The sequence below is a fragment of the Comamonas sp. F1-6 genome (assembly GCF_039581415.1).
Taxonomy (GTDB): domain Bacteria; phylum Pseudomonadota; class Gammaproteobacteria; order Burkholderiales; family Burkholderiaceae_C; genus Comamonas; species Comamonas thiooxydans.
In genome coordinates this window covers 1-20,723 of the sequence record NZ_JBCPWN010000011.1, presented here as the reverse complement: position 1 = coordinate 20,723, position 20,723 = coordinate 1, and the positions used below count along the sequence as shown (strand labels likewise).

Here is a 20,723-nt window from a genome sequence, read left to right as displayed (position 1 = left end):
GCATTTGCGTGGAGAATCGCAGCATCGCGCGGTGGGCACTCTGCTGGAGTGGCCGGTTCGCAGACTTTTCAGCGCCGCTGCCCGCGTGGCAGCGCACAAGCAGCATTGGGAATCACATGATTGACGTCACCCTCGAGAATTTTGAAGCCGAAGTCGTAGCCGCCTCCATGGCCGTACCCGTGCTGGTGGACTTCTGGGCACCCTGGTGCGGCCCCTGCAAGACGCTGGGCCCGGTGCTCGAAAAGCTGGAAGTCGCCTATGAAGGCCGCTTCAAGCTGGTCAAGATCGACTCCGATCAGGAGCAGCAACTGGCCAGCATGTTCGGCATCCGCTCCATCCCGACCTGCGTGCTGATGATCGGCGGCAAGCCCGTGGATGGCTTCATGGGCGCCCAGCCCGAAGGCAAGCTGCGCGAGTTCCTGGACAAGCATCTGCCCTCCGAGGGCGAGCTGTCGGCCGAGGCTGACGCCGACGAAGCCCAGGCCCTGCTGGAGTCCGGCGACACCCAGGCCGCGCTGCAAAAGCTGGCCGATGCGCTGGCGGCCGACCCGGCCAACGACGATGCGCGCTTTGACTATGTGCGCCTGCTGATCGCCACCGGCAGCTTCGAGGAAGCTGCAGCCCTGCTGGCTGAGCCCGTCAAGCGCATTCCCCAGCCGCTGCGCTTTGAAGCGCTGAACCAGTGGCTCAAGGCGCTGGAATTTGCCGTGCAGGACGACAATGCCGATGTGGCCAAGTACGACGCCGCCATCGCCGCCAACAAGCGCGACTTCGACGCCCGCTTTGGCCGTGCGCGCGCGCTGCTGGCCCACAGCCAGTGGACCGATGCCATGGACGAGTTGCTGGAAATCATCATGCGCGACAAGACCTGGAACGAGCAGGCGGCGCGCAAGCTCATCGTCGGCGTGCTGGAGCTGCTGACCCCGCCCAAGCCCAAGAAGCAGGACGCCGTTCCCGGCAAGACCAGTGGCGGCATCGAGCTGCTGGGCAAGAACAGTGCCGAGCAGGACGAGGCGACGGCGCTGGTCAACAGCTATCGCCGCAAGCTGAGCATGGCGTTGAATTAAACCTCCCCCTGAGGCGCTTTACCTGGGCTGACCCGCGCCTTCCCCCTGGCCGGGCGTCCCTCTCTACGTGCTGCGCGCTATGGGAGGGGGGCGATGCCTTCGGCTGGGCGCCCCCGCCGCGAGGCGGCTCTTGCTTGGCATCTCTGACTTTTGTACGCGCCAGTGTTTGACATGGTGGGATCAATGAATCAGATTCTTTCCACGGCCTTTGATGGCCTGTTTTTGTATCTGGGGCTGGCGCTCGCATTCATGGTGCTGGCGGCCGTGCTGCGCTCGCCGCGCTTCAAGGGCTGGCGTGGCGAGCGGGCCGTGCAGGCAGCGATCCGCCGGCAGCTCGATCCGCTGATCTATGTGGACATGCACAACGTCACCCTGCCCACGGCGGATGGCGGCAGCACGCAGATCGACCATCTGATCTTTTCGCCCTACGGCCTGTTCGTGCTGGAAACCAAGAACTTCCAGGGCTGGATCTTCGGCACCGAAAAGCAGCGCGAATGGACGCAGCAGATCTTCAGAAAGCGCAGCCGCTTCCAGAACCCGCTGCGCCAGAACTACAAGCACATCAAGACCTTGCAGTCGCTGCTGGACATCGCACCCGAGCATCTGCACTCGGTGATCGCCTTTGTGGGTGACTGCGAGTTCAAGACCGAGATGCCGGCCCATGTCACGCGCGGCCTTGGCTTTGTCGGCCATATTCAGAGCTTTACCCAGCCCGTGTGGAGTCCCGAGCAAATGCAGGCGCTGTTGGACAAGCTCGAAGAACTGCGGCTGCAGCCCGGTCGTGCCACCGACAGGCGGCATGTGGCGCATGTCCGGCAGTTGCACAGCAAGGCGCGCAAGCCCAGGCAGGAGCCGGTGGCGGAGGCCGCTGACCAGCTGGTCAGGCCGCCCGCGCCCGAGACGGTGGATGTTCTGCTGGAGCCTGTCATGCCGGCGCCGCCTTCGACAGCGGTCGATAGGGATCTGTCGGCGCAGGTGTCGCCCGCCCAGCCTGCCGTTGCGGCTCCTGCCAGGTTGGCTGACTCTGCGGCAGAGGCTGCAGAGCCGGTGCGGCACGGACGGGTCGATGCTGTGCCGGTCTGCCCGCAATGCGAATGGCCGTTGCGCAAGTTGCTGATGCAGCGCGGGCCGCTGGCGGGGCAGGCCATCTGGCGCTGTACCAATGCGGTGGCCTGCAGCTTTGTGCGCGGTGATCAGGTGCTTGCGCAAGCGTCTGAGACTCCTGAATAATGAGCTGCAAGCGCTTTGTCTGTATGCGTTGAAGGCCGCAAAGGTGTTTGTGATGACTGCTTTCTCGAAGCTGCATACCGTTCTTCGCCCGGCATTGAGCGCACTCTTGCTGTTGGGGAGCCTGGCAGTCGGCGCTGCGGATGCAGGGCCTGCAGCGTCCGAAGGCGAAGCCATGGCTGCCGTGCCGGCCCCGCTTCTCGATACCTACTGGAAACTGGTACAGCTGGGTGACGGCCCGCATGTCAGCGCCTATGACAATCAGCCCGAGCCGCATCTGGTGCTGGAGACCGGCAGCGGCCGTTTTCATGGCGCGGGCGGCTGCAATCGCCTGCGCGGCAACTACAGCCTGGACGGGCGCTGGCTGCGATTTTCGGACGTGGGCGGCACCCGTATGGCCTGTGTGCAGGGCATGCGCCGGGAGCAACTGCTGCTGGCAACCCTGGCCCAGGTCAGCAGCTATGCCGTGCAGGGGCAGAAGCTGGTGCTCAGCGATGCCGAGGGGCGTGCGCTGCTGCGACTCGAGGCCGTGTATCTGCGCTGAACCTCAGTGCGTGAGTTGTGGGCTTGAGGACTTGAGTGACGAGGCATTGCCCAGCGAGCGAATCGGTATGCCCATGTCCTGCGGAATCTCCCCCGACAGCTGCAGCGCCAGATAGCGGGTGCAGCAGACACGCAGAAAAGAGCTGAAGTTGTCCACCGCTCCGCGCTCGGCCAGCAGTTCGTCGTAGAGCTTGGTGCAGAGCTGGGGAACGGTATAGCCGTCCCGCGCGGCAATCTCTTCGAGTACCTGCCAGAACAGGTTTTCCAGCCGGATGCTGGTGGCGACTCCATGCAGCCGGATGGAGCGGGCCCGGTGGGCCCAGAGCTGCGGATCGGCGCTGATAAAGACCTGGCACATGGCGCGACTCTCCAAAACAAAACCGGGCCATGGTGTGGCCCGGCGACTGCTGCGTCAAGAGGTGAACTCTCGAATTGATAGCTTGCTGCGCTTGATGGGAAAGCTCTGGAGGCCGATTTCAGTGTGAAATTTTCGTGCCCAGCAGCGCGAGAAACTGTGCAATCCAGGCAGGATGGGCAGGCCAGGCCGGAGCGCTGACCAGATTGCCTTCGGTATGGGCCTGATCGACGGGGATGTCGGCGTAGCTGCCCCCGGCCAGTTCCACCTCGGCGCGGCAGGCGGGGTAGGCCGAGCAGGTGCGGCCCTTGAGCACGCCGGCCCCAGCCAGCAGTTGCGCGCCATGGCAGACGGCGGCAACGGGCTTGTTGGTGTCGAAGAAGTGACGTACGGCGGCGCGCACGCTTTCATAGCCGCGCAGATACTCGGGGCCGCGGCCGCCGGGGATGACCAGGGCGTCGTACTGCTCGGGCTTCACATCGGCAAACGTGGCGTTGAGCGTGAAGTTGTGGCCGGGCTTTTCGCTATAGGTCTGTGCGCCTTCAAAGTCGTGGATGGCGGTCTTGATCTGGTCGCCGGCCTTTTTGTCGGGGCAGACCGCGTGCACGGTATGGCCCACTGCCAGCAGGGCCTGGAACGGGACCATGGTTTCATAGTCCTCGCAGTAGTCGCCGCAAATCATCAAAATTTTCTTGCCTGCCATGGTCTGTCTCCTTGTGGTTGGGTCAGGCCATTGTGGGCAGTCAGGGCACGCGGCAGGTATTAACGGGCTACTACATCGGGACGGGCGGGCGGATAGTGGGTGCCATAGTCCGACGAGCGCTGGTACAGCGTCAGCCCGAACTGCGGCAGCACACCGATCAGATGGTCGAAGATTTCGCCCTGTATGCCTTCGTACTCCACCCAGACGGTGGTGTTGGTGTAGCAGAACAGCTGCAGCGGCAGCCCCGTGGGCGATGTCTCCATGGTGCGCACCATGAGGAACATGCCCGGGCCTTTGCCAATGCGCGGATGGCCCATCAGATAGGCGTAGGCATAGGCCTTGAAGGCGGCCAGATTCGTCACCTGGTGGGCGGCGATGGCCTGGGTTGGCATGGCGGCCTCGGCCGCGCCCGGCATGGCCTGCAGGCCGTCGCGCTCGCTCCAGTAGGGTTGCAGCAGCGCGATATGGCCCATGCCTGCGCGCTCCTCGGGCGAGAGCAGATGCACGGTGTTGGCGTCCAGGTTCAGCGAGCGCATGATGCGGCGTCCGCCCGAGTCGAACATGCCGCGCCAGTTCTTGAAGCTGTCCGTCATCAGCCGCCAGGTGGGAATGGTGGTGATGGTCTTGTCCCAGTTCTGCACCTTGACGGTGTTGAGCGCGATATCGGTCACAAAGCCGTCGGCGCCGACCTGGGGCATCTCTATCCAGTCGCCCACGCGCAGCATGTCGTTGCTGCCGAGCTGAACGCCGGCGACAAAGGAGAGGATGGTGTCCTTGAAGACCAGCATCAGCACGGCCGACATGGCGCCCAGGCCCGAGAGCAGCAGCAGCGGCGAGCGGTCCATCAGCGTGGCCACGATGAGCACCACGGCAAAGCTGCAGACCAGCAGCTTGCCCAGTTGCACATAGCTCTTGATGGAGTGGGTCTGGACGGCGGCTTTGCGTGCCTCGTCGCGTTCATGGGCCTCGTTCGTGGCATTGAGCAGATCGCACAGCGCGCGTGCCAGGTGGTAGAGCGTGAAGGCAACCGCCACATTGGTGATCAGCGTGGTCCAGCGCGGCTCCAGATGCGGCACGCCTTGCACGCCGAACTGCACGATCAGCGAGGGCACGACCTTGGCCAGGCGGCGCAGCACCTTGTCGTGCATGAGGATCTGGGCCCAGCCGGTCCTGAGGGTGTCGCGCATACGGCGAAAGACCTTGAGCCCCAGCCACTGGGTCAGCCAGCCGGCCACAAGAGCGGTCAGGGCCAGGATGCAGAGCGAGGCCAGCATTTGCATGGCGGGATTCCAGTCAGAAACAAAAGACCAGCGGGAAAGCAAGAGCAGCTCCTCAGAATAATGGACCGGGGCAGGAGCGCAAGTCTGGCAACTTCGGGCAGAAGGCAGGCGATGGCGTCGGGCACGGAAACAGGCCGGTCAGACCGGCTGGCGTGCAAAAAGTTCAGCAATGTGTGAACAGCCACTAGCTTACGCAAAGCCGTATTTCCCAGCGTGGCGTGCAGGAAGGCCGCCCGGATGGCGCAGCGGGTTCTGCGGTCATGCGGGGCTAAAACGGCGCAAGCGGTCGGGCAGCCTAAAATCCCTGCTGATTTCAGATTTCTACCTTGCCGGGTCCCAAGTGGGGCTGGCGGCCACTGCACTGCACCATGCAAGAAAAATTCAACCACATTGAGGTCGAGCGCGCCGCGCAAGACCACTGGCAAGCCAAGGACGCCTACCGCGTCACCGAAGACGGCAGCAAGCCCAAGTACTACGCCTGCTCCATGCTGCCCTACCCCAGCGGCAAGCTGCACATGGGCCATGTGCGCAACTACACCATCAACGACATGCTCACGCGTCAGCTGCGCATGAAGGGCTACAACGTCCTCATGCCCATGGGCTGGGACGCCTTCGGCCTGCCTGCCGAGAACGCTGCGCTGAAGAACAAAGTGCCGCCCGCCAAGTGGACGTACGAGAACATTGCGTACATGAAGAAGCAGATGCAGGCCATGGGCCTGGCCATCGACTGGAGCCGCGAGGTCGCCACCTGCGACCCCGAGTACTACAAGTGGAACCAGTGGCTGTTCCTCAAGATGCTGGAAAAAGGCATTGCCTATCGCAAGACCCAGGTGGTGAACTGGGACCCGGTGGATCAGACCGTGCTGGCCAACGAGCAGGTCATCGACGGCCGCGGCTGGCGCACCGGCGCGCTGGTGGAAAAGCGCGAGATTCCCGGCTACTACCTGGGCATCACCAACTACGCCCAGGAGCTGCTGGACCATGTGCAGGTCGGCAACGAGAAGGCCACATTGAATGGCTGGCCCGACAAGGTGCGCCTGATGCAGGAGAACTGGATCGGCAAGTCCGCTGGCGTGCGCTTTGCGTTCACCCATGACATCAAGGGGGCTGACGGCCAACTGATCCAGGACGGCAAGATGTATGTCTTCACCACGCGTGCAGACACCATCATGGGCGTGACCTTCTGCGCCGTGGCGCCTGAGCACCCCCTGGCACAGCAGGCCGCTGCCGACAAGCCCGAACTGGCTGCCTTTATCGAAGAATGCAAAAAGGGTGGCACGACAGAGGCCGAACTGGCCGTCAAGGAAAAGGAAGGCAAGCCCACGGGCCTGTTCGTCACCCATCCCATCACCGGCGCGCAGGTCGAGGTGTGGATCGGCAACTATGTGCTGATGAGCTATGGCGACGGCGCCGTGATGGGCGTGCCCGCCCACGACGAACGCGACTTCGCCTTCGCCAACAAGTACGGCCTGCCCATCAAGCAGGTGGTGGCCGTGGAAGGCCAGGCCGCTTATGACGACAAGCAGTGGAACGACTGGTATGGCGACAAGGAGCGCGGCGTACTGATCAACTCCGGCGATCTCGACGGTCTGAACCACAAGGATGCGGTGCAGGCTGTGGCCAAGATTGTGGGCGACAAGGGCCTGGGCGAGCTCAAGACCACCTGGCGCCTGCGCGATTGGGGCATCAGCCGTCAGCGCTATTGGGGCACTCCCATCCCCATCATTCATTGCGCCGATTGCGGTCCTCAACCCGTGCCCGAGAAGGATCTGCCCGTGGTCCTGCCCCAGGACCTGGTGCCTGATGGCTCCGGCAATCCGCTGGTCAAGTCCGAGGCCTTCCACGCAGGCGTGGTCTGCCCCTGCTGCGGCAAGCCTGCCCGCCGTGAAACCGACACCATGGATACCTTCGTGGATTCGTCCTGGTACTTCATGCGCTATTGCGACGCCAAGAACAGCGAGCAGATGGTGGCCGACGGCACCGATTACTGGATGCCCATGGACCAGTACATCGGCGGCGTGGAACACGCCATCCTGCACCTGCTGTATGCGCGCTTCTGGACCAAGGTCATGCGCGACCTGGGTCTGGTCAAGATCGACGAGCCCTTCACCAAGCTGCTGACCCAGGGCATGGTGCTCAACCACATCTACAGCCGTCGCACGGCCAAGGGCGCCAAGGAATACTTCTGGCCCAAGGATGTGGAGCATGTGTTCGACGACTCCGGCAAGATCATCGGCGCCAAGCTCAAGGTCGAAGTGGACAGCGCCGACGGCCTGCTGCCCGTGGGTACCGCCATCGATTACGAGGGCGTGGGCACCATGTCCAAGTCCAAGAACAACGGCGTGGACCCGCAGGATCTGATCGAGAAGTACGGCGCCGACACCGCACGTCTGTACACCATGTTCACCTCGCCCCCCGAGCTGACGCTGGAGTGGAACGACGCCGCCGTGGAAGGCAGCTATCGCTTCCTGCGCCGCGTCTACAACTTCGGCAGCAAGCTGACAGGCATGGACATGGCTTCCGCGGTGCAGGGCGTGGCCGGCGCCAAGTCGCTGGACGATGTGGAATTCGGCAAGGCGGCCAAGGCCCTGCGTCTGGAAATCCACAACGTGCTCAAGCAGGTCGAGTACGACTACTCGCGCATGCAGTACAACACCGTGGTGTCCGGCGCGATGAAGATGATCAATGCGCTGGAAGACTTCAAGGCCCTGGATGACACCGGTGCCAAGGTGGCGCTGATCGAAGGCTTCGGCATTCTGCTGCGCGTGCTCTACCCCGCTACGCCCCATCTGGCGCATGTGCTGTGGAGCGAGCTGGGCTATGCCAACCACCTGGGCGATCTGCTCGATGCCCCCTGGCCGCAGGTCGATCCCAAGGCCCTGGTGCAGGACGAGATCTCGCTGGTGCTGCAGGTCAACGGCAAGCTGCGCGGTGCGATCCTGGTTTCCGCCACTGCCGACAAGGCTGCCATCGAGGCGGCTGCACTGGCCAATGAGGAGTACCAGAAGTTTGCCGAAGGCCGTGCACCCAAGAAGATCATCGTGGTGCCGGGTCGTCTGGTGAATATTGTCGTGTGACCGGAGTCTCCCCCTGAGGCGTTTCGCGCCCAGGCGGCCCCGCCTTCCCCCTCTCTCGCTTCGCGGGAGGGGGACAATACCTTCGCTGCGGGGCGGCTCTTGCTCGGTATTTCTGGAGCAGGAGGCGATGCTCGCAGCAGGGCTTGAAGATTAGAGGACAGTTGATGCAAAAACGTACGCTGCTGGCCGCCATGGCCTTGACGCCTTTGCTGGGGGCCTGCGGCTTTCGCCTGCGCGGTGCGCCGAATTTTGTGTTTCGCTCCATTTATGTGCAGGCGGGGCGTGGTGCGCCCGTGGGCACTTTGCTGCGTCGCAGTCTGGAATCGAGCAGCGATCAATTGACCGTGGTCAAGGACCCGGCATCGCCCGATACCGCCGAGGTGATCTGCCAGATCATCAGCGAGCAGGCACAGCGCGTGATCATCGGCTCCAACGTGGCTGGCCAGGTGCGTGAAATCGAACTGCGCCTGATCGTGCGCTTCTCGTTGCGCACGCCCGGCGGCGATGAGCTGATCGAGCCGGTCGAGATTCGCCAGATTCGCAACGTGACCTATAACGAAACCAATGCCTTGTCCAAGGCAGTAGAAGAGGAAATGCTGAACAAGGACATGCGCAACGACATCGTGCAGCAGATCATTCGCCGTCTGGCTGCGGTCAAGAGCCTGCAGGTGTCATAAGCCATTGCCTGAGTTGCTGCGCGGCGGTCCCGGGCGGAGGCCGCGAGTCGCCGGCGATGCGCCGGTGAATCTGATAGCTGCTGACGCTTGAATTCAGGGCGTTTCAGATACTTTTTATAGAAAACTTTTCTCCATGCAGCTTGCGCTGAACCAGCTTCCCTCCCATCTGGCCAAGGGCTTGCGCTCGCTCTATGTGCTGCATGGCGATGAGCCCTTGCAGCAGCAGGAAGCGGCCGACGCGATTCGTGCAGCGGCGCGTGCTCAGGGCTATACCGAGCGCAGCAGCTATACCGTCATGGGCGCGCACTTTGACTGGAGCGGCGTGCTGGCGGCCGGCGGCAGCCTGAGCCTGTTTGCGGACAAGCAGATTCTCGAAATTCGCATTCCCAGCGGCAAACCCGGCAAGGATGGCAGTGCTGCGCTGCAGCAGCTGGCCAGCAGCGCCCAGGGCAACGACAGCACGCTGACCCTGATCAGTCTGCCGCGTCTGGACAAGGCCACCAGGACCGGGGCCTGGTTTGGGGCGCTGGACGGCAACGGTGTCTCGATCCAGGTCGACCCGGTGGAGCGCGGTGCGCTGCCGCATTGGATTGCCCAGCGTCTGGCGCTGCAGAACCAGCGCGTGGCGGCCGGGGAAGAAGGTCAGCGCACGCTGCAGTTCTTTGCCGACCGCGTGGAAGGCAATCTGCTGGCCGCGCACCAGGAAATTCAAAAACTGGCCCTGTTGCACCCCGAGGGCGAGCTGAGTCTGGCGCAGGTGGAGCAGGCCGTGCTCAATGTGGCGCGCTACGACGTGTTCAAGCTGTCCGAGGCCCTGCTATCGGGCCAGGTGGCGCGCAGCATGCGCATGCTGGATGGCCTGCAGGCCGAAGGCGAGGCCGAGGTGCTGGTGCATTGGGCGCTGGCCGAGGACATTCGAAACATCAAGCGGGTCAAGGACGCCATGGCGGGCGGCAAGCCCCTGCCCATGGCGCTGCGCGAGAACCGCATCTGGGGCTCCAAGGAGAGGCTGATGGAGCGGCTGCTGCCGCGTGTCAGCGATGCACGTGCGGCCGAACTGCTCCAGGCTGCCCATGCCGTGGACGGAATTGTCAAAGGCCTGCCCAGCGCGGGCTGGCCACGCGACAGCTGGCAGGCCCTGCGGCAGCTGGCCATGCAGCTGGCCCAGGCCGGGCGCTGATTTGCGGCTCAGTCGGGATTGGCAGTGAGCTGGGCTTGGGCCTTGTCGGCCCATAGGCGAAGATTGTCCAGCAGGTCCTTCTGGCTGAAGGAGCAGCTTTCCTCGGTGAACAGCGCGCTGGATTCGAGCCGGTCCAGCAGATTGAGCAGCACCTCGCCATAGCGTGGCGGCAGTGCCGCAAGCAATGTGGTCGCGGCGCGTGCCTGCTGGCCGAGGGCGCTGGCGCTGATCTGTGAGCGGGCGAGCTGCTCGAATCCGCTGCGCAGCTGCTGGAGCTGGCGGGCGCTTTCCTGCAGCGCTGTGGTGTTGTGGCTCATAAGTCTCCTTGCGATTCAGAGGCCGAGTGTAGGTGTCAGCAGGGCCATAAACCCCCTCATGGTCGGGCTTGTCTGCGCAACTTGCTTATCTCGGCGAAAATCACGCCATGAACGCGCTCAATACCGTCGAATACATGCACAACCTCGGTGTACAGGCAAAAGCCGCCTCTGCACTGATGGCGCGTGCGTCTGCAGCTACTAAAAACAAAGCACTCAAGGCGCTGGCCCGTCTGCTTCGCGAGAACGTCGAGCCGCTGCAGATCGACAATGCCCGCGATCTGGAGCGTGCCGTGGCCAATGGCCTGTCGGCGCCCATGGTCGACAGGCTGCGACTGACGCCAAAGGTGCTGGAGACCTGCGCCGAAGGCTGCGAGCAGCTGGCTGCCATGCCCGATGTGATCGGCGAGATCAGCGGCCTCAAGCAAATGCCAAGCGGTATCCGCGTGGGCCAGATGCGTGTGCCCCTGGGCGTGTTCGGCATGATTTATGAAAGCCGCCCGAATGTGACCATCGAAGCGGCCAGCCTCTCGATCAAGAGCGGCAATGCCTGCATTTTGCGCGGTGGCTCGGAGGCGATTGACTCGAACAAGGCGCTGGCCAGGCTGGTGGCCCAGGCGCTGGCAGAGGCCGGTCTGCCTGAAGACGGTGTCAAGCTGGTGGAGACCACCGACCGTGACGCCGTGGGTCAACTCATCGCCATGCCCGACTATGTGGACGTCATCATCCCCCGTGGCGGCAAGGGCCTGATCGAGCGCATCAGTCGCGAGGCCAAGGTGCCCGTCATCAAGCATCTGGATGGCAATTGCCACACCTATGTGGATGATCCCTGCGACATCGCCATGGCCGTGAAGGTGGCCGACAACGCCAAGACCAACAAGTACAGCCCCTGCAACGCCAGCGAAAGCCTGCTGGTGGCACGCGCCGTGGCTGCAGACTTCCTGCCCAGGATCGGTGTCGTCTATGCTGCCAAGGGCGTGGAGATGCGCTGCGATGCCGAGGCCCTGGCTATTTTGCAGACTGTCAAGGATGCCAAGCTGGCCCAGGCAGTGGAGCAGGACTGGTACGAGGAATATCTGGCCCCCATCATCAGCGTGAAGCTGGTGGACGGTGTGGACGAGGCCATTGCACACATCAACAAGTACTCCAGCCACCATACGGAGTCGATTCTGACCACCAATCACCTGCATGCGCAGAAATTCCTGCGCGAGGTCGATTCGGCCAGCGTCATGGTCAATACCAGCACCCGCTTTGCCGATGGCTTCGAGTTCGGACTCGGCGCCGAGATTGGCATCAGCACCGACAAGTTCCATGCGCGTGGTCCGGTGGGCATAGAGGGCTTGACTTCGCTCAAATACGTGGTCTTGGGCGACGGCGAAGTCCGCTCCTGAAATCCGTCTTCCGGAGAGGCTGCAGGCGCGGTCTTTTCCGGATATGACTCAATGCCGCAGCTTGGATCCCTTTCCATAACACCATGAAAATCATTATTCTGGGTGCCGGGCGCGTAGGCCAGAGTGTGGCCGAAAGTCTGGTGTCCGAGCAAAACGGAATCACCGTCATCGACACGGATGCGCGAGCATTGCGTGAGCTGGAATCGCGCTTCGACCTGCGCGGTGTGGTTGGCAACGGCATCGATCCCCAGGTCCTGGCCGAGGCCGGCGCCAAGGATACCGACCTGCTGATCGCCTGTGCCTCCATGGACGAGACCAACCTGGTCTGCTGCAAGATTGCCCAGGCCGTGTTCGATATTCCCACCCGCATTGCGCGGGTGCGCTCGTCCAGCTTTGCGGTGGATGACCCGGTGCTGGGCAAGGAGGGTTTTGCGGTCGATCGCATCATCTGTCCCGAGGAATCGGTCACCCATTACATCCGCAAGCTCATCGAATACCCGGAAGCCATGCAGGTTCGCGCATTTGCGGGCGGTCGGGCCGCATTGGCCTCGGTACGCGCGCGTGCCGGCGCGCCTGCTGTGGGCCTGCAGATTGCCCAGGTGCGAGAGCGCATGCCCGAGCTGGCCATGCGCATCGTGGCGATCTACCGCCGTTTCATGGACGAGCCAGACCGGTTTGTGCGCTGCGACGGGGCCACGCGCATAGAGCCCGGCGACGAGGTCTTCATGCTGGCAGCGACCGAGCATGTGTCCGAGGCTCTCAAGGCCATCAATCTGCCCGCAGGCCGCCCGAGCCGGCCGGTGTTCCGCATCATGATTGCGGGCGGAGGTCAGGTCAGCCTGCGGCTGGCCAGGAAGCTGGCGCAGACGCCCGGGCGCTTTCACGTCAAGATCATCGAGTCCAACGCCCAGCAATGTCTGAGCCTGTCGTCGGCGCTGCCTGCCGAAGTGCTGGTGCTGGAGGGTGATGCCACCGATGAGGCGCTGCTGGAGGAAGAGGGCATCGAGGAGGTGGATCTGTTTCTGGCGCTGACGGACGACGACGAGGACAACATCATGTCCAGCCTGCTGGCCAAGCGCATGGGCGCGCGCCGCGTGCTGTCGTTGATCAATCGCCGCGCCTATGCTGACCTGATGCACGGCACGCAGATCGATATTGCGCTGTCGCCGGCGCAGGCCATGCTGGGCGAGTTCCTCGCTTACGTGCGCCGCGGCGATGTGCAGGCCGTGCACAGCCTGCGCCGCGGCGTGGCCGAGGCACTGGAGATCGTGGCGCGGGGCGACCGCAAAAGTTCGCGTGTGGTGGGGCGCAAGGTGGAAGAGCTGCGCCTGCCCGAGGAAGTGCATATCGGTCTCATCGTGCGCGGCATTCCAGAAGGCAAGACCTGCGAGGAAGTGGCGGGCACGGCATTGGAGACCGAGGTCATCATTCCGCGCAGCCATACCGTAATCGAATCCGGCGACCATGTGGTGTTCTTTCTGCCCAACAAGCGACTGGTGCGCAACGTGGAAAACCTGTTCCGCGTCAGCGCCACCTTTTTCTAAGCTGCACACATGAAAGACCTGCTTCCTGTCCTGCGTGTGCTGGGCATGCTGATGATCATGTTTGCCGGCGCCATGCTGCTGCCCTTTGGCATCTCCTGGTTCACGCAGGATGGCATCTGGCGCATCTATCCCTGGTCGATCGGACTGACGGTAGGCGTGGGCCTGCTGCTGTGGGGGGGGCTGCACCGTCACAAGCAGGATCTGCAACCGCGCCATGGCGTGATTCTGGTGACCCTGGTCTGGGTAGTGCTGCCGCTGTGTGCCATGGTGCCGCTGATGATGGGGCTGAACCGGGTGGGCATTTCCATCAGTCTCACCCATGCCTACTTCGAGGCCGTATCGGGCCTGACGACGACCGGGGCCACGGTGCTCAGCGGTCTGGATCAGTTGCCGGTGTCCATCAATGTCTGGCGTACCTTCATGCAATGGATGGGGGGTATGGGGATTCTGATTCTGGCCGTGGCCGTGTTGCCACTGCTGGGTGTCGGCGGTGCTCAGCTTTTCAGAGCGGAAGCTGCAGGTCCCGTCAAGGACACCAAGCTCACGCCGCGTATTACCGAGACGGCCAAAGGCCTGTGGGGTGTGTACGCGCTGTTCTCCATTGGCTGCTTTCTGACCTTCTGGGCCTGCGGCATGCAGCCGCTGGATGCGCTGATGCATATGTTCGCCACGGTGAGCCTGGGCGGGCTGTCGTCGCACGATGCCAGCTTCGCCTATTTCAACTCGCCGCTGCTGGAGGCCGCGGCCTTGCTGTTCATGTTGCTGGCAAGTTGCAACTTTGCGCTGTACTTCGTGGCCATGCGCAAGGGGCGCGTCGATAGTTTCATGCGCGACCCCGAAATGCGCGCCACGATCGGCGTGTTGCTGGGCTCGGGCCTGCTGGTGGCGCTGCTGCTCTGGGTCAAGGGGGTCTATGGGCCGCTCGATGCCTTGCGCAACGGCATGTTCCATACCGTCTCGGTAGCCACGACCACCGGCTTTTCCACCACGGACTATCTGTCTTGGCCGGTGTTCATTCCCGTTCTGTTGTTGCTGTTGTCGGGGGTGGCCACCAGCGCAGGCTCGACCGGCGGCGGCATCAAGATGGTGCGCATGCTGATTCTGGTCAAGCAGGCCAGGCGCGAGATGACACGTCTGGTGCACCCGCGAGCCGTGCAGCCGGTGCGGCTGGGCGATGCGGTGGTAGATAACCCGATGATTTTTTCGGTGCTGGCCTACATGCTGGTTTACGGTGCCACCGTCATTGTGCTGAGCATGGTGCTGCTGCTGACCGATCTCGACCCTCTGACCGCGTTCTCTGCCGTGCTGGCCAGCGTGCACTGCATGGGACCAGGACTGGGCGCGGTTGGCCCATCATCCAACTACACGGTGTTGACGGATTTCCAGATCTGGGTGTGTACTCTGGGCATGCTGTTGGGGCGGCTCGAGATACTGAGTTTCATGGCTTTGCTGTCACCGGCGTTCTGGCGTCGTTGAAACAAAGACTGGGGAAAACACCTATCTCATGCTTCAATCTCTACAATTGCCCCCCACCATCGTCTCTTGAGGGTATTTATGGTTCCACATCTCGTCACGGCTTTGACCGGCCCCATTAACGAACTTGAGCAGCGCATTCTCGACTCCATGCCTGCCATTGAGCGTTGGTTCCGCCTGGAATGGATGGAGCACACGCCGCCGTTCTACTGTTCGGTGGACATTCGTAATGCGGGTTTCAAGCTGGCACCGGTGGATACCAACCTGTTTCCTGGCGGCTGGAACAACCTGACCGATGAAATGCTGCCACTGGCTGTCCAGGCTGCGATGGCTGCCATCGAAAAGATATGCCCCGAGGCGCGCAATCTGCTCATCATTCCCGAGAACCACACGCGCAACACCCACTATCTGGCCAGCGTGCTGCAGCTCAAGCGCATCTTCAGCATGGCGGGTCTCAATGTGCGCATCGGCTCCATCAGCCCCGAGATCAAGAAGACGCTGTCCATCACGCTGCCCCTGGGCGACGAGATCAAGCTGGAGCCGGTGATCCGCAGCAAGCGCCGTCTGGGCCTCAAGGATTTCGACCCCTGCACCATTTTGCTCAACAACGACCTCTCCACCGGCGTGCCCGGCATTATCGAGGAGCTGTACGAGCAATACCTGCTGCCGCCGCTGCATGCAGGCTGGAATGTGCGCCGCAAGAGCCGTCACTTCCAGAGCTACGAGGAAGTCGGCAAGCGCTTCGGCAAGCTGCTGGGCATCGACCCCTGGCTGATCAACCCCTTGTTCGGTCATGTGGAGAACATCGACTTTGCCGAAGGCACGGGCATGGAGGCCCTGGCCGAGCAGGTGGACGTGATCCTCTCCAAGGTGCGCCGCAAGTACAAGGAATACGGCATCAAGGAAAAGCCGTTTGCCGTGGTCAAGGCCGACAACGGCACTTATGGCATGGGCGTGATGACCGTGCGCGACGCCAAGGAGCTGGCTGCGCTGCCGCGCAAGAGCCGCAACAAGATGGGCGTCATCAAGGACGGCCAGACCGTGCATGACGTCATCGTGCAGGAGGGCGTGCTGACCTATGAGCGCATGCACAACGCCGTGGCCGAGCCCGTGGTCTACATGATGGATCGCTATGTGGTGGGCGGTTTCTACCGCATGCACCCCGAGCGCGGCGAGGACGAGAACCTCAATGCTCCCGGTGCGGGCTACGTGCCCCTGGCTTTCCAGCAGAGCAACCACCTGCCTCAGGCCAGCGCACGTCCGGGCGCCAGCGCACCCAACCGCTTCTATATGTATGGCGTGATAGCACGTTTGGCCATGTTAGCGGCCAGCTACGAGTTGGAAGCCACTAATCCCGACGCAGAAATTTACGACTGATTTCGCAGGCGCTGAGGACAGCGCACAATGCCGACAAATTGATCACTTGGTGACTGCCTTACGAGTCGCCTCCTGAACCGTGCAAAATTCGAAATCCTCGCTAGGCGCCCTGACCCTGGGCGCGATCGGTGTCGTCTACGGAGACATCGGAACCAGTGTTTTGTACTCGGTCAAGGAGGTTTTCGGCTCAGGCTATGTGCCGTTCACGCCGGACAACGTCTATGGCGTGCTCTCGGTACTGTTCTGGACGCTCACGGTCATCGTCTCCCTCAAGTACGTGACCCTGGTGCTGCGCGCCGACAACAACGGCGAGGGCGGGCTGGTGGCCATGCTGGCCCTGGCCTCGCAGACGGTCAAGGACAGGCCGCGACTGTCCAGCACGTTGTTTCTGGTGGGTATGTTCGGCACCTCGCTCTTCTATGGCGATGGCGTTATCACTCCGGCGATTTCCGTGCTCTCGGCGGTTGAGGGCCTGGAAGTCATCTCGCCGCATTTCACCAAGGCCGTGATTCCGCTGACACTGGTGATTCTGTTTCTGCTGTTCTTCGTGCAAAAGCGCGGCACCGCAGGCATAGGCAAGTTCTTTGGCCCTGTCACCGTGACCTGGTTTGTCTGTATCGCCCTGCTGGGCGTGCACCAGATCATGGGGCATCCGGAAATCCTGGCGGCACTCAGCCCGCATTACGCGGTCCGCTTCATCTGGAACAGCCCGGGCATCAGCTTCATCATTCTGGGCTCGGTCGTGCTCTGTGTGACGGGTGCCGAGGCGTTGTATGCCGATCTCGGGCACTTCGGCAAGAAGCCTATCCGTCTGGCCTGGTTCAGCGTTGCCATGCCGGCGCTGACCTTGAATTACTTCGGTCAGGGCGCTTTGTTGCTGGCCAATCCCGAGGCAGTCAAGAACCCGTTTTTCATGATGGCGCCCAGCTGGGCGCTGCTGCCGCTGGTCATCATGGCCACCATGGCCACGGTGATTGCCTCGCAGGCGCTGATCACGGGGGCCTTCAGCGTGACGCGTCAGGTCATTCAGCTGGGCTACTTCCCTCGCTTTGAGGTACGCCACACCAGTGTGAAGGAGACGGGCCAGATCTATATGCCTCTGGTCAACTGGGGTCTGTTTGTGGCGATTGCGCTGGCTGTTCTGCTGTTTCGCAATAGCGGCAATCTGGCGGCGGCCTACGGTATTGCGGTGACGCTGGACATGCTGATCACCACCATGCTGACCTTCTTTGTCATCCGCTATCGCTGGAACTATTCGCTGGCCTTGTGCCTGCTGGCGACGGGCTTCTTCTTCGTGGTGGATCTGGCTTTCTTCGCCTCGAATCTGCTTAAGCTGTTTGAAGGCGGCTGGTTCCCGCTGCTGATCGGTGGCACGGTCTTTACCTTGATGATGACCTGGCGCCGAGGGCGCGAGCTGCTGCATCAGAAGTTGCAGGCGGATGCGCTGGATCTGCGTCAGTTTCTGGAATCCACCTGGCGTCATCCGCCCACGCGCGTGCCCGGCACGGCGGTTTTCCTCTCGGGGGAGCCCGGCACCGTGCCGCATGCGCTTCTCCATAACCTCAAGCACAACAAAGTGCTGCATGAGCGCAATCTCTTTGTGACCGTACGCAACCACGAAGTGCCCTGGGTCGGGATGGACAAGCGGGTGGAGTCCGAGTCGCTGGGCGGCGACTGCTGGGAAGTCATCATCCACTACGGCTTCAAGAACGAGCCCGATGTGCCTGCTGCGCTGGCGCAACTGCGTACCCAGGGCTGCAAGCTGGACTCCATGTCCACCAGCTATTTCCTGTCGCGTGATGTGATCATCCCGCGCATGAACAACTCCATGGCGCACTGGCGCGAAAAGCTGTTCGCGCAGATGCACAAGAACGCGAGCCGGGTGGCTGATTTCCTGCACCTCCCGAGCAACTCGGTGGTGGAGCTGGGCTCCAAGATCGAGCTGTAAATACTTTGAGTTAAATAGGCCTTTGGCTCTTTATCCGCAAGCGCTGATAGCTATTGATTTTGACGTGATGATGGGCTTCGTCATTCGCGCTTACGCGGAGTGCATCATTTGGGGTGGGGCTGGTGCCAGAATGCACGGATGCGCTTTTTCAAAGACTTGAGTCCTGCCGCCGTGGCCGCAGGCTTTGTGGCCGTGCTTGTGGGCTTTACCAGCTCGGTAGCCCTGGTGTTTCAGGCGGCGCAGGCGTTTCATGCCACGCCTGAGCAGATTACTTCCTGGATCTGGGCACTGGGTCTGGGCATGGGTCTGTGTTCGCTGCTCCCGTCGCTGATTCTGCGCATGCCAGTCATGGTGGCCTGGTCCACCCCAGGGGCGGCGGTGCTGGCGACCGCCGGGCTGGCGGGCGGTTTCTCCATGGGGGAGGCGATCGGTGCCTTTATTGTCAGCGCGGCACTCATCATTCTGGTGGGGGTGACCGGCTGGTTCGAGCGCATCATGAACCGCATCCCCATGGAAATTGCGTCGGCCCTGCTGGCCGGCGTGCTGGCCAAGTTCGGCATGCAGGCTTTCTCTGCGGCCGAGACCAATCTGTCCCTGGTGCTGGTCATGCTGCTTGCCTATCTGCTTTCGCGGCGTATGGCTCCTCGCTATGCGGTCATCATCACCCTGCTGGCCGGAACCGCCTGGGCGGCGCTGAGCGGGCAGATGCAGTGGTCGGCCGTGCATGGCGGGCTGGCCATGCCGGTCTATACGGCTCCCGAGTTCTCGCTGCAGGCGCTCATCAGCCTGGCGTTGCCCCTGTTTGTCGTGACCATGGCTTCGCAGAATCTGCCAGGCGTGGCGGTGATCCGTGCCACGGGCTATCCGATACCGGTGTCCAAGGTCATCAGCATGACCGGCATGGCGACCTTGTTGCTGGCGCCGTTTGGCGGCTATGCCCTCAACCTCAGCGCCATCACGGCGGCGATCTGCATGGGAGACGAGGCGCATGCGGACAGGGACAAGCGCTATACCGCTGCTGCTGTGTGCGGACTGCTATATATTTTGATAGGTGTCTTTGGTGCGGTGGTCACGGGCCTGCTGACGGCCTTTCCCAAGGAGCTGGTGGCCTGCATCGCCGGACTGGCTTTGCTGGGCTCCATAGGCGGCGGCATGGCGACGGCCTTCAAGGAGGAAAAGCACCGAGAGGCAGCGCTCATCACCTTTCTGGTCACGCTCAGCGGCGTTGTCATCGCAGGGGTGGGCTCAGCCTTCTGGGGCGTGGTCGCTGGCAGCCTGGCCTTGCTTGTCCAGAGCCTGCGTGCGCGCAGAACCTGAGTATCTGCCGTCATATTGTGGTGTTTTGCCCGGCTGGGCATGATGCCGGTATCTACCTCTACCGCTAGAGTTTTTCACCATGCAAATACTGTTTGTTGCCGATCCGCTGGAATCCTTTGTCATCTACAAGGACTCCACCTTTGCCATGATGCGTGAGGCTCAACGCCGAGGACACCAGATCGTGGCCTGCGAGCCCCGCCATATCTCCTGGCAAAGCGGCGGCAAGGTCATGGCGCAGGTGCGCCACATCAGCCTGACTGGGGAACAAGACCGCTGGTTTGAGGAGACGCGAAGCGCTTTGACGGCACTGGCAGATTTTGATGCCATCGTCATGCGCAAGGATCCGCCCTTCGATTCCGAGTTCTTCTACGCCACGCACATGCTCGGTCAGGCCGAGCGTGAGGGCGCCAAGGTCTTCAACAAACCCAGCGCACTGCGCGAGCATCCCGAAAAGCTCGCCATCATGGAGTTTGCACAGTTCATCTCGCCCACCCTGGTCACGCGCAGCGCCCAGGACATCCGTGCTTTTCATGCAGAGCACAAGGACATCATCCTCAAGCCGCTGGACGGCATGGGCGGCATGGGCATCTTCCGGGTCGGCGAAGACGGCCGCAATCTCGGCAGCATCATCGAAACCCTGAATCAGGGTGGCTCTACCAGCGTCATGGTGCAGAAATTCCTGCCCGACATCGTTCATGGCGACAAGCGGGTGCTCATCATCGGCGGCAAGCCCGTGCCGTTCTGCCTGGCACGCATTCCGCAGGGCAATGAGGTGCGCGGCAATCTGGCGGCTGGCGGCAAGGGGGTTGCCCAGCCATTGGCGCAGCAGGACAAGGCAATTGCCGAGTTCATTGGGGAGCGTTTGGTGCAGCGTGGCCTGCTATTGATCGGACTGGATGTGATTGGTCACAACGTCACCGAGATCAATGTGACCAGTCCCACCTGCTTCCAGGAGATCGTTGATCAGACCGGCTGCGATGTGGCAGCACTGTTTGTTGATGCACTGGAGCAGGCAGCTAGCGCCTGAGAAGCGACAAAGAACCCCGGCAGGCAAGGCCTGCCGGGGTTCTTTGTCTGGATGTCCGTGCGGATGTTGCCTGACCTGCCAAAATCTGTGTACAATGCAAGGCTTCACTGAGCGAAATGCAAATTTTTGCTAGTCGATCTGAAAGAAATCAGGCGGCAAAGTTGTGATAGAATTCAAGGCTTCGCTGATCGCAGCAAGCAACGAGATTCAAAATCGGGTTTTA

General features: G+C 62.2%; 17 protein-coding genes. 13 read left to right on the top strand and 4 right to left on the bottom strand.

Annotated features, from left to right (window positions below; all coding sequences use genetic code 11):
- The first annotated feature begins 116 nt into the window (after positions 1 to 116).
- The 3 genes from trxA to AAIL66_RS12960 all read left to right on the top strand — a co-directional run bounded on the left by trxA (position 117) and on the right by AAIL66_RS12960 (position 2,838).
- Positions 117 to 1,067, top strand: a complete 951-nt coding sequence (gene trxA / locus AAIL66_RS12970; protein WP_034394605.1) for a thioredoxin — start codon at positions 117 to 119, stop codon at positions 1,065 to 1,067.
- Positions 1,068 to 1,250: 183 nt separating this feature from the next.
- Positions 1,251 to 2,297 carry a nuclease-related domain-containing protein gene (locus tag AAIL66_RS12965; RefSeq protein WP_343496891.1) on the top strand — a complete coding sequence of 349 codons (1,047 nt, stop codon included), beginning with the start codon at positions 1,251 to 1,253 and terminating at the stop codon, positions 2,295 to 2,297.
- 52 nt (positions 2,298 to 2,349) lie between these two features.
- A complete protein-coding gene (locus AAIL66_RS12960; RefSeq protein ID WP_034394637.1) occupies positions 2,350 to 2,838 on the top strand; it encodes an META domain-containing protein in 489 nt (162 codons plus the stop codon).
- A 3-nt stretch (positions 2,839 to 2,841) separates the two neighbouring features.
- Here the strand turns inward: AAIL66_RS12960 and AAIL66_RS12955 are convergent, their stop codons facing one another.
- The 3 genes from AAIL66_RS12955 to AAIL66_RS12945 all read right to left on the bottom strand — a co-directional run bounded on the left by AAIL66_RS12955 (position 2,842) and on the right by AAIL66_RS12945 (position 5,175).
- Positions 2,842 to 3,195: a ribbon-helix-helix domain-containing protein gene (locus tag AAIL66_RS12955; protein ID WP_034394599.1), complete on the bottom strand. Its 354-nt coding sequence runs from the start codon at positions 3,193 to 3,195 to the stop codon at positions 2,842 to 2,844.
- Positions 3,196 to 3,313: 118 nt separating this feature from the next.
- The gene (locus AAIL66_RS12950) at positions 3,314 to 3,895 is read right to left on the bottom strand and encodes a DJ-1/PfpI family protein (RefSeq protein WP_003060496.1); all 582 of its coding nucleotides are present in this window, start codon (positions 3,893 to 3,895) and stop codon (positions 3,314 to 3,316) included.
- A 59-nt stretch (positions 3,896 to 3,954) separates the two neighbouring features.
- On the bottom strand, positions 3,955 to 5,175 hold the full coding sequence (locus tag AAIL66_RS12945; protein WP_034382255.1) for a mechanosensitive ion channel family protein: 1,221 nt from the start codon (positions 5,173 to 5,175) through the stop codon (positions 3,955 to 3,957).
- A 368-nt stretch (positions 5,176 to 5,543) separates the two neighbouring features.
- Between AAIL66_RS12945 and leuS the strand changes: the two genes are divergently transcribed.
- From leuS to holA, 3 genes are all read left to right on the top strand, one after another.
- Entirely contained in the window at positions 5,544 to 8,252 is a 2,709-nt protein-coding gene (leuS, locus tag AAIL66_RS12940) for a leucine--tRNA ligase (RefSeq protein ID WP_343496890.1), read from the top strand.
- 164 nt (positions 8,253 to 8,416) lie between these two features.
- Positions 8,417 to 8,929, top strand: coding sequence for an LPS assembly lipoprotein LptE (gene lptE / locus AAIL66_RS12935; protein WP_004340434.1), 513 nt, complete (start codon positions 8,417 to 8,419; stop codon positions 8,927 to 8,929).
- A gap of 133 nt (positions 8,930 to 9,062) precedes the next feature.
- Positions 9,063 to 10,109 carry a DNA polymerase III subunit delta gene (gene holA, locus AAIL66_RS12930; RefSeq protein ID WP_343496889.1) on the top strand — a complete coding sequence of 349 codons (1,047 nt, stop codon included), beginning with the start codon at positions 9,063 to 9,065 and terminating at the stop codon, positions 10,107 to 10,109.
- 8 nt (positions 10,110 to 10,117) lie between these two features.
- Here the strand turns inward: holA and AAIL66_RS12925 are convergent, their stop codons facing one another.
- On the bottom strand, positions 10,118 to 10,426 hold the full coding sequence (locus tag AAIL66_RS12925; RefSeq protein WP_034350740.1) for a hypothetical protein: 309 nt from the start codon (positions 10,424 to 10,426) through the stop codon (positions 10,118 to 10,120).
- Positions 10,427 to 10,533: 107 nt separating this feature from the next.
- Between AAIL66_RS12925 and AAIL66_RS12920 the strand changes: the two genes are divergently transcribed.
- The 7 genes from AAIL66_RS12920 to gshB all read left to right on the top strand — a co-directional run bounded on the left by AAIL66_RS12920 (position 10,534) and on the right by gshB (position 20,500).
- Positions 10,534 to 11,814 carry a glutamate-5-semialdehyde dehydrogenase gene (locus AAIL66_RS12920; protein WP_059439967.1) on the top strand — a complete coding sequence of 427 codons (1,281 nt, stop codon included), beginning with the start codon at positions 10,534 to 10,536 and terminating at the stop codon, positions 11,812 to 11,814.
- An 83-nt stretch (positions 11,815 to 11,897) separates the two neighbouring features.
- A complete protein-coding gene (gene trkA / locus AAIL66_RS12915) occupies positions 11,898 to 13,358 on the top strand; it encodes a Trk system potassium transporter TrkA (RefSeq protein WP_343496888.1) in 1,461 nt (486 codons plus the stop codon).
- A 9-nt stretch (positions 13,359 to 13,367) separates the two neighbouring features.
- Positions 13,368 to 14,834 carry a potassium transporter TrkG gene (locus AAIL66_RS12910; protein WP_343496887.1) on the top strand — a complete coding sequence of 489 codons (1,467 nt, stop codon included), beginning with the start codon at positions 13,368 to 13,370 and terminating at the stop codon, positions 14,832 to 14,834.
- Positions 14,835 to 14,912: 78 nt separating this feature from the next.
- Positions 14,913 to 16,208: a glutamate--cysteine ligase gene (gene gshA, locus AAIL66_RS12905; protein WP_004340452.1), complete on the top strand. Its 1,296-nt coding sequence runs from the start codon at positions 14,913 to 14,915 to the stop codon at positions 16,206 to 16,208.
- Positions 16,209 to 16,287: 79 nt separating this feature from the next.
- Entirely contained in the window at positions 16,288 to 18,156 is a 1,869-nt protein-coding gene (locus AAIL66_RS12900; RefSeq protein ID WP_343496886.1) for a potassium transporter Kup, read from the top strand.
- 138 nt (positions 18,157 to 18,294) lie between these two features.
- Positions 18,295 to 19,473: a benzoate/H(+) symporter BenE family transporter gene (locus AAIL66_RS12895; RefSeq protein ID WP_343496885.1), complete on the top strand. Its 1,179-nt coding sequence runs from the start codon at positions 18,295 to 18,297 to the stop codon at positions 19,471 to 19,473.
- Positions 19,474 to 19,552: 79 nt separating this feature from the next.
- Positions 19,553 to 20,500: a glutathione synthase gene (gshB, locus tag AAIL66_RS12890; RefSeq protein ID WP_034405550.1), complete on the top strand. Its 948-nt coding sequence runs from the start codon at positions 19,553 to 19,555 to the stop codon at positions 20,498 to 20,500.
- The last annotated feature ends 223 nt before the right edge of the window (positions 20,501 to 20,723 follow it).

Bases quoted from the DNA above. Each gene is read 5' to 3' on its own strand.
- trxA (WP_034394605.1), top strand. From the start codon at position 117: ATGATTGACGTCACCCTCGAGAATTTTGAAGCCGAAGTCGTAGCCGCC.
- AAIL66_RS12965 (WP_343496891.1), top strand. From the start codon at position 1,251: ATGAATCAGATTCTTTCCACGGCCTTTGATGGCCTGTTTTTGTATCTG.
- AAIL66_RS12960 (WP_034394637.1), top strand. From the start codon at position 2,350: ATGACTGCTTTCTCGAAGCTGCATACCGTTCTTCGCCCGGCATTGAGC.
- AAIL66_RS12955 (WP_034394599.1), bottom strand. From the start codon at position 3,195: ATGTGCCAGGTCTTTATCAGCGCCGATCCGCAGCTCTGGGCCCACCGG.
- AAIL66_RS12950 (WP_003060496.1), bottom strand. From the start codon at position 3,895: ATGGCAGGCAAGAAAATTTTGATGATTTGCGGCGACTACTGCGAGGAC.
- AAIL66_RS12945 (WP_034382255.1), bottom strand. From the start codon at position 5,175: ATGCAAATGCTGGCCTCGCTCTGCATCCTGGCCCTGACCGCTCTTGTG.
- leuS (WP_343496890.1), top strand. From the start codon at position 5,544: ATGCAAGAAAAATTCAACCACATTGAGGTCGAGCGCGCCGCGCAAGAC.
- lptE (WP_004340434.1), top strand. From the start codon at position 8,417: ATGCAAAAACGTACGCTGCTGGCCGCCATGGCCTTGACGCCTTTGCTG.
- holA (WP_343496889.1), top strand. From the start codon at position 9,063: ATGCAGCTTGCGCTGAACCAGCTTCCCTCCCATCTGGCCAAGGGCTTG.
- AAIL66_RS12925 (WP_034350740.1), bottom strand. From the start codon at position 10,426: ATGAGCCACAACACCACAGCGCTGCAGGAAAGCGCCCGCCAGCTCCAG.
- AAIL66_RS12920 (WP_059439967.1), top strand. From the start codon at position 10,534: ATGAACGCGCTCAATACCGTCGAATACATGCACAACCTCGGTGTACAG.
- trkA (WP_343496888.1), top strand. From the start codon at position 11,898: ATGAAAATCATTATTCTGGGTGCCGGGCGCGTAGGCCAGAGTGTGGCC.
- AAIL66_RS12910 (WP_343496887.1), top strand. From the start codon at position 13,368: ATGAAAGACCTGCTTCCTGTCCTGCGTGTGCTGGGCATGCTGATGATC.
- gshA (WP_004340452.1), top strand. From the start codon at position 14,913: ATGGTTCCACATCTCGTCACGGCTTTGACCGGCCCCATTAACGAACTT.
- AAIL66_RS12895 (WP_343496885.1), top strand. From the start codon at position 18,295: ATGCGCTTTTTCAAAGACTTGAGTCCTGCCGCCGTGGCCGCAGGCTTT.
- gshB (WP_034405550.1), top strand. From the start codon at position 19,553: ATGCAAATACTGTTTGTTGCCGATCCGCTGGAATCCTTTGTCATCTAC.